7 protein-coding genes are annotated in these 14,020 nt (G+C 67.5%); 3 read left to right on the plus strand and 4 right to left on the minus strand.

The features are described from left to right. Positions 1–107: 107 nt before the first annotated feature. Genes recD through recC form a run of 3 tightly spaced genes read right to left on the minus strand, consistent with a single transcriptional unit; the run spans position 108 to position 10,062 of the window. Positions 108–2,393, minus strand: a complete 2,286-nt coding sequence (gene recD / locus IE125_RS05995; RefSeq protein ID WP_189443712.1) for an exodeoxyribonuclease V subunit alpha — start codon at positions 2,391–2,393, stop codon at positions 108–110. Continuing rightward, the gene (recB, locus tag IE125_RS06000; protein ID WP_189443713.1) at positions 2,390–6,367 is read right to left on the minus strand and encodes an exodeoxyribonuclease V subunit beta; all 3,978 of its coding nucleotides are present in this window, start codon (positions 6,365–6,367) and stop codon (positions 2,390–2,392) included. Before recB ends, recD begins: the two co-directional genes overlap by 4 nt. Then, entirely contained in the window at positions 6,364–10,062 is a 3,699-nt protein-coding gene (gene recC, locus IE125_RS06005) for an exodeoxyribonuclease V subunit gamma (RefSeq protein ID WP_189443714.1), read from the minus strand. The genes recB and recC overlap by 4 nt, the downstream gene beginning before the upstream one ends. A gap of 221 nt (positions 10,063–10,283) precedes the next feature. On the opposite strand from recC, the gene IE125_RS06010 reads away from it, so the two are divergent. From IE125_RS06010 to IE125_RS06020, 3 genes are all read left to right on the plus strand, one after another. Further along, positions 10,284–10,613, plus strand: a complete 330-nt coding sequence (locus IE125_RS06010; RefSeq protein WP_189443715.1) for a hypothetical protein — start codon at positions 10,284–10,286, stop codon at positions 10,611–10,613. Positions 10,614–10,754: 141 nt separating this feature from the next. Beyond that, a complete protein-coding gene (locus tag IE125_RS06015; protein WP_189443716.1) occupies positions 10,755–11,684 on the plus strand; it encodes a DMT family transporter in 930 nt (309 codons plus the stop codon). 273 nt (positions 11,685–11,957) lie between these two features. Then, a complete protein-coding gene (locus IE125_RS06020; protein WP_189443717.1) occupies positions 11,958–13,157 on the plus strand; it encodes a GGDEF domain-containing protein in 1,200 nt (399 codons plus the stop codon). A 46-nt stretch (positions 13,158–13,203) separates the two neighbouring features. On the opposite strand, the gene IE125_RS06025 is transcribed toward IE125_RS06020, so the two are convergent. After that, on the minus strand, positions 13,204–13,953 hold the full coding sequence (locus tag IE125_RS06025) for an NAD(P)H-dependent oxidoreductase (RefSeq protein WP_189443718.1): 750 nt from the start codon (positions 13,951–13,953) through the stop codon (positions 13,204–13,206). Positions 13,954–14,020 lie beyond the last annotated feature (67 nt).

Below are 14,020 nucleotides of genomic sequence, written 5' to 3' on the forward strand. Positions count from 1 at the left end.
CCTCCACTACAAAGCCGCGCATGCTGCAGGCGTTAGATCTACTCTGGCTGAACGACCGCTTCTGGCCAAAGCGGACATTCCTTCCAGCTCGGATCAAGTTCCACTCCTCATCCCCCCAACCCACTGACCCGCATGACGCGTCGCTGCGCCGCGTCCATCAGCTGGCCGCGGCCGGTTTCGACGAGCGTGAGCCAGTGGCGGGCGCGGGTAATGCCGGTGTAGACCAGCTCGCGGGTAAGAATGGGGTTGGGGGCGTCGGGCAGCACCAGGGCGGCGTGGGTGAATTCGGAGCCTTGGGATTTGTGTACCGTCATCGCGAAGACGGTTTCCACTGACTGCAGGCGCGAGGGCAACACCCATTTGATGCGGTCGGTGCCGTCGCCGGCAGGGAAGGCGACGCGCAACAGTCGCGAGTATTCGCTTCCCAACGTGCCATCCGGGCGCGGCCAGTCCAGCGTGATGCCGATATCGCCGTTCATCAGCCCCAGGCCGTAGTCGTTCTTGGTCACCAGTACCGGGCGGCCGGGGTACCAGCGTTGGCGGCCCTGCTGGCTGTCGATCAGCCGTTCCCGCTCCAGCGCGTCGCGCACGCGTTCGTTCAATCCTTCCACGCCCCAGGGGCCGCGCCGCAGCGCGCAGAGCAGCTGGAAGTCGCCGTGGGCGGCGAGCACGGCTCGGGCCCAGGCATCGAACGCCTCTTGCGGGGCGTCATCCGCCGGGCGCCGTTCGGCCATCACCGAGAGGAAATGCCGGTAGCCCACGGGCGGCGCGTTGGCGGCCTCGGCGCCGGGGAAGCGTTCCGGGCAACCGGTGACGGCGAGCCGGGCCAGGCCGCGCTCGTCGTCGCTGGCGAGCTTGAGATGCGAGAGATCCGCGAAGCCGTGGCGGAGCGCGGCGCCGATGGCCTGGCGCTTGGCAGCAGGTTCTGCGTTGGCGTTGATCGCGCTCGCGAGCTGGCCGATGCCGCTTTCCGCCGTGAAGCGATGGCTGACCCGCAGCATGGCGATGGCCTGATCGAGCGGCTGGCCGTTGGGGGCGAGCGTCGTCTCGGGCAGCGGCTGGCCGGTGGCCTCCGCTAACCAGGCGGCGGTGGCCGGCGTGTAGTGGCCGCCGTCGGCGCGGGTGCAGAGGTCGCCGAGCACGGAGCCGGCCTCCACTGAGGCGAGCTGGTCCTTGTCGCCCAGCAGCACCAGCCGGGCGCGGGGCGGCAGCGCCTCGAGAAGCGCGGCCATCATGCCCACGTCGACCATCGAGGCTTCGTCGACCACCAGCACGTCCAGCGGCAGCGGGTTGTGGCGGTCGTGACGGAAGCGGCGAGTATCGGGTCTTGAACCTAGTAAACGGTGGAGCGTCGAGACGTCCTTGGGAATCACCTCGCGCAGCCGCTCGGGGTCGTCGGCGAGACCAGCGAGATCGAGACTCGCGACCTGCCCGGCGATGGATTCATTCAGCCGGGCGGCGGCCTTGCCGGTGGGCGCGGCGAGGCGGATGCGCAGCGCGCCATGATTTGCGGTGCCTTCCACTCGGCCGCTTTCGGCGAGCGCCAGTGCCTGCAGCAGGGCGAGCAGCCGCACGACCGTGGTGGTCTTGCCGGTGCCGGGGCCGCCGGTGATGACGGCGAAGCGCGAACGCACGGCGAGCGCGCAGGCGGTCTTCTGCCAGTCAATAGGAGGATTCGCGCCGTTTCGGCCGGGAAAGAGCGCGTCGAGAATCGGGCGCAGGCGGGTGGCGTCCGGTGCTTGGCGCTCGGCTTGGCCTCCCGCCTTCTCATCCGCTTCGCCAGCCAGTCGAGCGCCAATCCGGGTGTGGATATCCTGCTCGTGCTGCCAGTAGCGGCGCAGATAGAGACGCGGGCGCTCGCCGGTGCCGGCCAGCACCAGCGGCGTGTTGCCGGGGCTGGAGCCAGGACCGGAGCCAGCGCCTAGAACCGAGGCGACCAATTCGGGTCGATCGAGCGCGGAACGCCAGACGTCCAGATCGAGCCCGGCCATGACACGGCTTGGCAGCGGCGGCGGGTCTTCCAGGCTGTCGCCCTCCGGCGGCAGCGAGAGCGCCAGATCCGGCGTGGTCAGCGTCTGCTGCAGGTCCAGGCAGACATGCCCGCGCCCGAGCTGATGGCTCGCCAGCGCTGCCGCAAGCAGCAGCAGGGGCGGGGCATCCGGCACTTCGCGGCGCAGAAAGGCGGCGAAGGCGCGATCGAGCGAGCGTAGCCAGCCGCGATCCACCCAGCGGTCGAGCAGGGCGAACAGCATCGCCGTCTCGCTCAGGGCGCGCTCGGGGGCCAGCGCCAGTGCGACCGGGTCGAACGGCGCGGATTCGGGCCGCTGTGAAATGCTGGCGGCGGTTTCGGGCCGCTGTGAAAGGGGCCGCTGATGGAAATCGTTCGTCGTCATGCGGCGGCCTCCTCGGCGTCACGGAACAGGGCGTCGAGTGCGAGAATCAGCGCGCTCGGCGGGCGTTCGACGTGCACGCCGCGAGAGGGCGCCTGAGTTCCGCGTAGGAAGACGTAGAGCGCGCCGCCCAGATGGCGCTCGATATCGTAATCCGGCAGGCGGGATTCGAGCAGCCGGTGCAGCGCCAGCAGGTAGAGACAGTACTGCACGTCATACCGCTTCTCGAGCACGGCATCCCGCATGGCGGCCTCGGTATAGGCGGCGTCGTCCGCGCCCAGGTGGTTGGATTTCCAGTCGAGCACGTGAAAGCGTCCGTCGTGTTCGGCGACCAGGTCGATAAAGCCCTTGAGCATGCCGTTCAGCGTATCGGGTTCCAGCGCCGGGCGGGGGCGGCCTTCCAGCGTGTGCTGACGGATCAGCGCGTCGAGCTGGCGGGTATTCACGCGGTGGGCGGCGAACCAGAACTCCAGCTCGATGCGATAGCCGTCGAGCGCATCCAGGCGCAGCGGCGTGCTGGCCTCCGGCACCGGCAGCGGGGTGGTCAGCAGCGCCGGCAGCCAGGCGGCCAGCGCGGGAATCTGCCCCTCCCAGCCGCGCCGGTTGGCACGGCGGGCGAGCGTATCCTCGCGCAGCGTGGCGTCCTCGGCGACGCGGGCGAAGCCCTGTTCGCCGGCCCATTCGAGCAGGCCGTGCAGGAAGGTGCCGGCAGAAGGGCCGCGCGGAAAGCGGTGTAGTGAGCCCTCGCTCACCGTGGCGGCACTGGCATCGAAGGGCTCGTCGATCACCTCCATCGCCGTGGCCTCGTCGGCGGTGGTCGGTTCGGGGACGGGCGCGATCTCCTCGCTCGGATCGAACCCTTCGGGCGTGGCGCCGGTGCGCAGCGCCGAGTAGCTGGCGATCCACCAGTGTTCGCGAATCGCCCGCGTCGGCGCGCGGGCTGCCGCCAGCGGGGTCTCGTCGGCCTCGATCCGCAGCGGTGTCGGGTCGGGATCGGGCGCGTCGTGGATCGCGATGTGGCTCGAATCGCCGCCGGCCAGCGCTTCCAGTGCGGCGCGCAGGTTATCCGGCGTCAGCGGCTCGCTACCGTGGAGCAGATAACCGATGGCGCTGCGCTCCATCGATTCCAGCGGCGCGAGGCCGAGCCAGGTGGCGTGGCGGGCGCGGGTCAGCGCGACGTAGAGCTTGCGCAGGTCCTCGCCCAGGCGTTCGCGGTCGGCGCGGGCCAGCGTCACGTCGTCCGCCTCCAGCGTGAGATGCAGCCGGCCGTCGTCATCGTGCCAGCGCAGCGGTAGATCGCCGGCTTTCACCGCGCGGAAGGCGGCGATAAACGGCAGGAATACCAGCGGATACTCCAGCCCCTTCGACTTGTGGATCGTCACCACCTGGACCAGATCGGCGTCGCTCTCCAGGCGCAGCCGGTGGGCGTCGGACTGCGCCTGCGGCTGCGCGCGGGATTCGCTCAGAAAGCGCAGCAGGGCGTGTTCGCCGTCGATCTCGGCGCTGGCTTCCTGCAGCAGTTCGCCGAGGTGTAGCAGGTCGGTGAGTCTTCGCTCACCCTCCGGCACCGCGAGCAGGCGGCCGGGCACGCCGAAATCGGCCAGCAGCCGGTGCAGCATCGGCAGCACACCGCGCCGCTGCCACTGGCGGTGGTAATCGCGGAACTGCATCACCCGCGCTTCCCACGCTAGCTCGTCCTGCTGCGGGCCGCCGTTCAGCGCATCCAGCTCGGCGAGCCCGAGACCCAGGCTGGGCGTGGCCAGCGCGCCGCGCAGGGCGCGCTCGTCGTCCGGCGCGGCGCAGGCGGCCAGCCATACCTCCAACTCCAGGGCGGCCTCGGTCTCGAACACGCCCTCCTTGTCGGAGAGATAGACGCTGCGAATGCCACGGGCGAGCAGCGCGCTGCGGATGGCGCGGGCCTCGCTGGCGTTGTTGACCAGCACGGCGAGATCCGACGGCGCCAGCGGGCGTAGGGTGCCATCCTCGCCGGTGACGAAGCCGGTCTGCCCCGCCAGGCCTTCGCGCAGGAGGCTCGCCATCTCGCTGGCGCAGCGCCCGGCCAGCTCATGGAGATAGGCGGATTTTGAGAGCGGCTTGTCGCTCGGTAGGTGCCAGAGCGTCAACGCCGCCTGCGTGGCGCCGTGGCGGGTGAGTGAGTCCTTGCGGCCGTTGGCGTCTACGGGGCTGAAGGGGACCGGGTTGTCGTGACCCTGCTGGAACAAGAAGGCGCCGGCGTCGCGTTCGCTCTCGGCATAGCCGAAGACGCGATTGACCGCTGCGACCATCGCCTCGGCGGAACGGAAGTTGGTGCCGAGCGTGACGTGGCGGCCGGCGGTGTCGCGGCGGGCCTGCAGGTAGGTGTGAATATCCGCGCCGCGAAAGGCGTAGATCGCCTGCTTGGGGTCGCCGATCAGCAGTAGGGCGCTGGCGCTGTCTATGGCGCCCGGGGCCGCGCCGCTTTCTATGGCGCCCGAAGCCGCGCCTGCTCCTACGATTACCTGATCGTCATCGCCACCGCCGCGATTCTCGGCCAGGCGGTAGACGCGGTCGAAGAGCCGATACTGCACCGGATCGGTGTCCTGGAATTCGTCGACCAGCGCGACCGGGAACTGCTCGCGAATGCGCGCGGCGAGCGTCTCGCCCGCTTCGCCCTCGAACGCCGCGTCCAGACGGTGGAGCAGGTCGTCGGGGCCCAGTTCGGCGCGGCGGCGCTGCACGCTTTCGCGGCGTGCGGCAATCCAGTGCACGGCGTGGGCGAGCAGGTCGGCGAACGGGTCGGGCAGCGCGGCCAGTCGTTCGGGCAGTTCGGCCAGCGCGGCCAGAGCCGGCAGGTTGGGCGGCGCGCCATCCTTCCAGATCTCCGCTAGCCCTTCCGGCGTCAGGCGTTTCCAGGCGGCGTCGGTCAGTGCCGGGCTAGCGAGTTCGGGATCAACGGCCCACTCGCGCAGCGCGGCGAGCCAGTTGGCGCGGCTTCTGGCGTTGAGTTTCTGGCCGTTGAACGCCTTGCGCTTGGCGGCGTCCTCGAGCACGGCTTCCAGCTCGTCGAGCCAGGTTGGCCACGGCGCCTTGAGCTCGGCCAGGGCGGCGGCGCGCTGTTCGCGGTAATGGGCCAGCGCCTCGCCCGGTGGCGGGGCGACGGGCAGGGCGGCGGCGTGATTGCGCAGCCGGCCGGCGGTGTCGTTAAGCACATCCGGTGTCGTCCAGTAGCGGGCGATGACGGCCAGCGCGTCCGGATCGAGGTCGTAATAGAAGGTGCGCCAGTAGTCGCGGGCGATCTCCCGATTCATCTCCGACTGATCCAGCGCCATCTCCAGCGCGAACAGGCTGCTGCTGTCGAAGGCGTGCTCGCGCAGCATGCGATGGCACCAAGCGTGGATGGTGGAGACGGCCGCTTCGTCCATCCACTCGGCGGCCAGCCGCAGACGGCGGGCGCAGGCCGGCCAGCTCTCGCGCGGGTAGCTGTCGCGCAGCGCGATCAGCGGATCGCCGCTGGGCGGGGCAGCCGCCTCGACACTTGCGTTATCCACAGCCGGTTCGGCGAACAGATCGCCGATCAGCGGATCGCCGCCCGGCGGTGCCGTGTTGTCCACACCCGGTTGGTCATCGGGCTCTGCTGAAGACGATGGCGCGGCTTCAGGCGCCATGGAGATAGGCGTATGGTCGGGCGCCATAGAGAGAGGCGCCTGTGAAAAGGCCGTGGCCGCATCGACCAGCCGGGCGCGAATACGGTCGCGCAGCTCCTGGGTGGCGGCATTGGTGAAGGTCACCACCAGAATCTCCGGCGGCGTCAGCGGCCGGGGAAAGCTGGCGCGATCGTCGGTATCGCGCGGGCCGAGCACCAGTCGCACGTAGAGCAGGGCGATGGTGAAGGTTTTGCCGGTGCCGGCGCTGGCTTCGATCAGGCGGCTACCGACGAGCGGCAGGGCCACGGGGTCGAGGCGCGGCGTGGCCGGTGACTGTGCTTCGCTGGCCGTCATGCCGATGCTCCCTCTCCCGTTGGCTTGCCGGCTAGCTGTTTGCCGCCTTTGTCTCCGCTCCCGCCCCCGCGCTTGTCGCCTCGCGTCTTAACCCGGTCATGCAGCGGGGCGTAGAGCGTATTCGTCAGCTCGGTGAAGTGGCGTCCGGCGACGCGATGGCGGGCCAGGCTCTCGAGATCGCGCCACTGGCGGGCGAGGTACGGGTCGCGGTCTCGCTCGCCCGCGTTGTAGTCGTCGCCCTCGAAGGTTCTCTGCGCGGCCTTCCACGCCTTGAGGTCGGTCTCTTCCGCCGTCTCTTCGTCGGCGAAGAGACGCGCCAGTGCGCGCTCGTCGCCGCCTTTCTCGTGCCAGATGAAGGCGGTATCTCGGGCCAGCGGCAGCGGCGCAGCCATGCCGCTGCGCCAGGCACAGGCGATGGCTTCCAGATGCACGCGGGCGGTCTCGGCGGGCAGCGGCTCCAGCGTGCCGCCGCCAGCGCGGGAGAGCAGCACGGTGGTCATCGGGCCGAGCGCGATCTGGCCGGCGAGATGCGCGACCCAGGAGGCGATCCAGTGCTTCCAGTTGTACTTGCCCTGGCTGACCAGGCTGCTGGTCATCAGCACCAGCCGGCAGCGATCGCCGGCGTCGTTCTCGCGCAGGCCGTCGAGCCAGTCTTCCACCGCCAGCGGCCCTTCGGGCGTCGCCAGCGTCAGCGAGACGGCGGCCGAGGTCTCCCAGGCATGAGGCCAGGCCGCGAGTTTCTCGGCGTAGTCCTCGAACAGCTTATCCAGCGGCTCGACCAGGCTTTCGCGCATGCGCTCGGCGAAACCGCCCATGGCGAGGCGGCCTTCGCGCTCCAGCCGCGCAAGCGTGGCGTCGACGGCGGGCGTGGGCGAGTGGCCGTCGTCCACCGCGCGGCGCCCGGATTCGACCAACGCCTGCTGCAGCTGCCAGGTGTCGAGGCCGTCGAGTGCGAACGGCTCGTGGTCGGGGCTCTCCTGCGCGTCGCGCTCGAGAAAGACGCCGAGCCGGGTGGTGAAGAACGCCTTGACCGGATCGCGCAGGAAGGCGGCGAGGCGTGCGAGCGTCAGCGGTGTCTCTAGCGCGAGCGGCGGCAGTTCGGCATCGGCGGCGACCGGCGAGGGCTGGGCCGCATGCACCGCGCGCCACTCGTGGGCGTAGGTGAAAAGAGTGCCACCTTCAGAGAAGTAGCTTTTGCTGAAGGGCTGCAGCGGGTGTTCGGTGGTCAGTGCATCGAGCAGGGCTGGGCCGCCGTCGTCCCCTCGCTCATGGCCGACCAGCCGCCAGCCGTCGGCGAGGTGATCGCGCAACTGGCCGAGCAGCACCGAGGGCGGGCAGGGGGCGTTGTCGTGGATGCTGCGCCCGACCCAGCTGATGGTCAGGCTGTCGCGCGCGGAGAGCAGCGCCTCGAGAAACAGATAGCGGTCGTCCTCGCGCCGCGAGCGGTCGCCGGGGCGGTAGTCGCGCCCCATCAGGTCGATATCCAGCGGGCGCTGGGTGCGCGGGTATTCGCCGTCGTTCATGCCCAGCAGGCAGACATGGCGAAACGGGATCGCGCGCATCGGCATCAGCGTGGCGATATTGACCGCGCCGGCGAGAAAGCGCTGCGAGAGATGGTCTTCGTCGAGCTGGCCGAGCCAGTGTTCGCGCACCACGGAGAGCGGCAGCGTCTCCGTCAGGCCGGCGTCTTCGGTAGTCTCCTGCCATTCCTCGAGCAGCGTCTCGAGCCGGCTCAGGGTGGCGAGATCCGTTTCGTCCTGCGCGCGGAAACAGGCCGCCAGCAGTTCGCGCAGTCGCTGACACCAACCGGGCACGTCGGCGGGCTCGGAGAGCGCGCGCCACTGCGTTTCCAGTACGTCGATCAGGTCCACCAGCGGGCCGGCGAGCGCCGCCTCCAGGCCGCCGATATCGTCGAAGGGCTCGATCCCGTGCCAGGGTTCGTCGGCAGCGTCGCTTCGCGTATCGGGCCCAACGGCGTAGCCCAGCAGCAGCCGGCGCAGGCCGAAGGCCCAGGTGTTGGCCGCCAGCCCGTCCGGCAGGTCGAGCCTGGCGCGCTGTTCGGCATCCAGCCCCCAGCGGATGCCGGCCCCCTCGATCCAGCGGCGCAGCACCGGCAGGGCCTCCGCGTCCAGCCCGAAGCGGGCCCGCAGCGCGGGGACCTCGAGCAGGTCGAGCAGATCGCTCACGGTCAGCCGTGCTTCCGGCAGATGCAGAAGCGACTCCAGCGCGACCAGCAGCGGCTGGCGATGGCGTCGGCTGCGGTCGGAGAGCGTGAACGGAATATGGCGCGGGTCTTCCGGCGGCAGGCGGCCGAAGACAGCCTGCACGGCGGCATCGTAGGTGTCGATATCCGGCACCATCACCAGCACGTCGCGCGGGCGCAGGCTCGGATCGGCATCGAAGGCGGCGAGCAGCTGGTCGTGCAGGATCTCGACCTCGCGCAGGGCGCTGTGGGCGATATGGAAACGCAGGCTACGGTCGTGCGTCGGGTCGACGGCGGGCCAGCGCTCACGGGTCTCCTGCGGCGGGCGCAGTTCGAGAATATCGTCCTGCAGCTGCTGTAGCAGGCCGGGCGCGGCGTCGGAGTCTTCGGTAGGCGAGTCGAACAGGTCGATGCGCAGCGACTCGGCGTCGAACAGCGCACGGTAGCCGCCGTGGTCGTCGAACTCGTCGAGCAGACGCAGGTAATCGCGCCCCTGCTTGCCCCACGCCGCCAATAGCGGCTGGGCATGCAGGTGAAGCTGGGTGTCGTCCAGGTCGATCGGCATGCCCGGCCGCTGGCGCTGGCGGCGTCGCGCCGCGCGCAGCAGATCCTTGTGCTCGATGATATCGGCCCAGTAGTGGCGGCAAGGGTTGTGGACGAACAGCAGCACCTGAGTGACCGTCGAGACGGCGGCGAGCGCTTCCAGTGTCTGGCGCGGCAGCGATGAGATGCCGAACACCACCACGCGGCGTGGCAGGTCGCGCGGTCTGCTCTTTCCAGAACCCCGCTGAGGGCTCTCGGGTGTCAGTTCCCGGCACGCCTCGATGAAGCGGTTATGCACCCAGGCGCGGCTGGCAGCGAGGCCGTCGCTGCCGATGTCGTCACGCAGTCTTCGCCACAGCGCGGGCTGCCAGCACTGGTCCTCCGCCAGCGGGCGTGCCTGACCGCGGGCGTCGATCAACTCGTCACGCCCCTCGGCCCACGCCGCCAGCCAGTCGGCGCGATAGACCTGATACTGGTCGAAGAGGTCGGCCAGTCGCTCGGCGAGCTGGTGGCGCTTGCGCAGGTCATCGTCGTCGGACAGAAAGCGCGCCAGCGGGGCGAAGATAGGATCATTCAGCAGCTCGGGCAGCAGGCGCATCAGCCGCCAGACAAGACGTGGCTTGTCGAGCGGCGACGACTGCGGCACGGCATCCGGGCCGTCGCGCTGGGTCAGCACCGCGCGGTACGCCTGCCACAGATAGCGCGCCGGCATCGGCATCTCCATCGCCGCCGCGATCCCCGCCCCCGCGGGCGGATCGGCGGCCAGCGCCAGCTTCAGCCACTGGCTGATGCCGTTGCTCTGCACCAGCACCACCTCGTCCTCCAGCGGCCCCAGCGGATGCGTGCGCAGCCACTCCACGGCGAGATCGCGCAGCGACTCCAGGCGATTGCCGTGAATCACCATGAAGCCGGGCTGGAGTTCGGGGCCATGGAAAAGGCTGGCGGGCATGAGGCATCCTTCGGCGCGAAAGGGGTCTTCATGGTGCCGTAAAACGGTGGGAGCATGAAGTCGGGATCGCGCGTCTTTCCGTGGATGCCGAGGGCGCGATGTGGAGGCATCAGGGGCCGTCGGCTAGGTCTACCGGCAAAACCGACTATTCTGCTCTCCAGGCGGCGCCAGCCGATGAGTGCGCCATGTTGTTTTTCCCATCGTATCGGGAGCGGGAGTTCATGAGTTCATCGTCACCTCCGACCACGCCGGACGGGCGCTACATCGTGGTGCGTGGCCGACTGTGGCGCTGCACGAATCCCGAGCTCGCGGAGTCGGAGCGCGAAAGCCGGGTGCAGCAATTGATGCGGGCGCGCCGGGCGGTGGGGCAGGCCAAGCGAGCGAATGATGAAAAGGCCGAGCGCGCTGCGCGAGACGAGGTCGACGACGCCAAGCGGGCACTGGGCGAACGCGGCCCGGTCTGGTGGCAGGACGGCGCGCCGGACTATACCCAGTACAAGGTCGAAAACACGCCCTACGCGGACTGGTATGCGGGGTTGGCAACGACGTGATCGGCGCCAGGCAGGCTCGACGGTCAAATCGAGACGGCCTAGTCTAGGCGCCGTCCGAGCGGATTCGCTGTCGGTGCCGCTCGGCTGACGTCCATCCGATCCGAGCTTTCAGAAAAAATGTCCTCATCGGAGCAGAAGGTCATGCAGCAGACGGATCGGTCGAGGCAGACGACATCATCAGTACCCGCATCGGTCCGCCGGCGGCTGGATCTCCAGGGCGGTTCGCTGATGGTCGTGTTCTGTCTTGCGCTCGGTTTTCAGCAGGTGGCGATCAAGGCGGTCGCGACCGATATCGCGCCGCTGGCGCAGATCGCGCTGCGCTCGGCGATGGCGTCACTGTTCATCGCCGTTCTGGCCTTTCGCCAAGGCATCCGGCTGCCTGACTTGCGTGCACATCTGACACCGGGGTTGCTGGTCGGTGCGGGCTTCACCGCGGAGTTCGTATTCGTGGCGTGGGGGCTCAACTACACGCTGGCGTCCCACATGTCCGTCTTCCTCTACACGGCGCCCATATTCGCCGCGCTCGGCCTGCACTGGCTGGTGCCGGGTGAGCAGCTCTCACGTCGCCAGTGGCTGGGCGTAGGCCTGGCGTTCGGTGGCATGGTGCTCGCGATGGCACCATCGACGGCGATCGACGATGCCGGCGACATTCTGCTGGGGGATTTCCTGGGCCTGCTGGCTGGCCTCTCCTGGGCCGCGACCACGCTGATCATCCGCCGCTCGACGCTTTCGGAAGTGCCGCCGGTGCACACGCTTTGCTATCAGCTGCCGTTCGCCGGCCTGTTACTGCTGCCGGTAACCGGGTTTCTGGGCTACCTGGGCGATATCCAGTTCACCAGCGCGGCCGTGACGAGTCTCGCGTTCCAGACGCTGGTCATCTCGCTGGCGGCGCTGCTTTTATGGTTCGCGCTGCTGCGCCGCTACTTCGCCTCCCAGCTCGGTATCTTCTCGTTTCTCTCTCCCGTCTTCGGCGTGCTGTTCGGCGCGCTACTGCTCGATGAGCCGCTGACGGGCGGTTTCATCGCCGGTGGTGCGCTGCTGCTGGCGGGGTTGATGGTAGTGACGCGTTAGACTCGGGTCCTGCCGATCTTTCCTGCTTTCGATGGAACAGCTTTTGACCTTGGTGGGAGCTAGCTTGCTCGCGAATGGGCGGCATCGCTGACCGGTGGTGTCCTGCTGCTGGCGGGGGTGATGGTAGTGACGTGTTAGACGATGGCCGTCTCGGCGAAAAGGGGAGTCATAATGGCTAAGCCAATCTGGAGAGTCTGCCGATAGAGTGATGACCGCTGATCATACGGCAGCAGCGGCAGGTGGTTTTCCACAGTGTGTCGTAGAGGCGGTTTCATGATCGAGATGATTAAGATGCTATGGTCACCCGGCTTGGGCGGCAATTCGGTGAATTTGCGCCGTCAGGTGGCATTGTGCAATCAGGTCGGCGTGTTCGGTATTGCCGCAACGACGCCCTACCAGCTGTTCTATTGCTTTTATGATTTTGCCATCTACCGTGATGTCTTCTTAGCCAACCTGGTCTTCATTGCTGCTTACTTGTTTGTCCTGCTGTGCAATTATCGGCAATGGTACAACGCGGCAAGCAATGTGCTACTGGTCAACGGCTGCACGCAGCTTTTCGTGGTGACCTATTTCATCGGCGCCGAGGCAGGGGTAAACCTGTTCTATTTCACCTTTGCCGCCGTGCTGTGCTTTTTCTATCAGCGCCTGTCCAAGTGGCTTTACACTGCGATCATGGCCTCGCTGGGTATTTTGTATCTGCTGACGCACTTTCTGTTCGCGTCGGGTGACGCTGTGGCACCTGTCCCGTCGCCATGGGTCGAGATCATGTACGCGGGCAGTGTGGCTGGCGTGCTGATTTTATCAGGAACGCTACTCTATCTGTTTCGCCAGCAGATCGATCAGGCCGAGGAAGAACTGACGCTCAACAATGCGTATCTGGAGACGTTAAGCCATACGGATCCGCTGACAGGATTGGCCAACCGTCGGGCGCTGGGCGCTGCTCTCGAACGGGAGCGGTCGCGGCTTTCTCGGCATCCCGGCAAGCTGGCCGTGATCATGTGTGACGTGGATCACTTCAAGAAATTCAACGACTATTATGGTCATGACGCGGGCGATCGCTGCCTGCGTCAGGTCGCGAAGGCGCTGAGCGGCGTACTTTCCCGGCCTGCCGATCTGGCGGTGCGTTATGGAGGCGAAGAGTTTTCGCTGCTGCTTCCGGACACGGGCGAATTGGACGCTCGGTATCTGGCCGAGAAGTTGCGAGAAGCGGTCGAACGTTTGCTGATTCCCAACGCGGCTGCCGGTAAAAAGGCCAGCGTGACGGTCAGCGTCGGCGTCTCGAGTCTCAACCGCGCATCATCGAAATCACTCACGCGAGGCATCGAGTCTTTGCTAAAGCGTGCCGACCAGGCGTTGTACCGGGCCAAGGCGAACGGGCGCAACCGGGTGGAGTATCTCGACTACCATGACCCATCTCATGCCGGCGGTGAGGTGGCGGACATGCGGCAGGTGACTTTCGGCGCAAGATCGTAAGACTGATTGCCTCTCGTACCTACGGATCGATGGCTCGCCGACGCTTTCAAATGCGCCAGCGCAGTGGATGCGCGCCGTTCAATACACCTTGATCGTTCCAATCCGACCAGCCGCTCATAGGAAGCGGCGAGGCCTCCTCCAATGTCAGCACACGCTGTCCCCATCGCCGCTTCTCTGCCTCCAGATGCTCACGGAAATCGGCCTCCTGCCGATAGCTCAAACCGCCCCCCTGTACGCCATAAGTCAGATGGGGAGCGAGTACCGACAAGCCGACGTAGTAGAGCGAACAGTGGGTGGGCCACATGAGCGTCGCGATATCACCGCTGCGCCCGAAGGGGCCGAAGGTTATTTCCGGGGCGCCGGTCGTGACGGAGCAGATGGCGCGCCGTCCGCGCAGCGGCCCCCGATCGAAGCGACGATTGCCGGTGTAGAGACCCCCGTAGACGAGGACACGGTCGAACCACCCTTTCAGCATCGCTGGCGCCCCATGCCACCAGAGTGGAAACTGCAGAATGACCAGATTTGCCCACGTCAGACGGTCGATCTCGCGGCGTACATCGGCAGCCAGATCGTCTCGTTCGTGATGCCAGCGCTGCTCGTCCAGCGCCTGGAAGTAGCCAGGTTCCCGGCGAGTCGCGTAGCGTTCCGGCCCTTCCAGCGGCTCGAACCCCTCGGCGTAGAGGTCGCTGACCTTCACGTCATGACCATTCCGTATTAGCGCTTCATGCGCCGAGGAGGTGAGTGCCGCGTTGAATGACTCAGGTTCGGGATGGCAATGCACGATCAGTACGTTCATGACGGTTACCTCACAGCGTCTCGTGCCCTGTCGGGCGTGATAGGGCGGAGAAAGGACAGGCTACCGA

It is taken from the genome of Salinicola rhizosphaerae (assembly GCF_014652715.1).
In the GTDB taxonomy this organism is placed as follows: Bacteria; Pseudomonadota; Gammaproteobacteria; order Pseudomonadales; family Halomonadaceae; genus Salinicola; species Salinicola rhizosphaerae.

Excerpts from the sequence above, each read along its gene's own strand:
- IE125_RS06010 (WP_189443715.1), top strand. The coding sequence starts at position 10,284 with ATGAGTTCATCGTCACCTCCGACCACGCCGGACGGGCGCTACATCGTG.
- recD (WP_189443712.1), bottom strand. The coding sequence starts at position 2,393 with ATGACGACGAACGATTTCCATCAGCGGCCCCTTTCACAGCGGCCCGAA.
- IE125_RS06020 (WP_189443717.1), top strand. The coding sequence starts at position 11,958 with ATGATCGAGATGATTAAGATGCTATGGTCACCCGGCTTGGGCGGCAAT.
- recC (WP_189443714.1), bottom strand. The coding sequence starts at position 10,062 with ATGCCCGCCAGCCTTTTCCATGGCCCCGAACTCCAGCCCGGCTTCATG.
- recB (WP_189443713.1), bottom strand. The coding sequence starts at position 6,367 with ATGACGGCCAGCGAAGCACAGTCACCGGCCACGCCGCGCCTCGACCCC.
- IE125_RS06025 (WP_189443718.1), bottom strand. The coding sequence starts at position 13,953 with ATGAACGTACTGATCGTGCATTGCCATCCCGAACCTGAGTCATTCAAC.
- IE125_RS06015 (WP_189443716.1), top strand. The coding sequence starts at position 10,755 with ATGCAGCAGACGGATCGGTCGAGGCAGACGACATCATCAGTACCCGCA.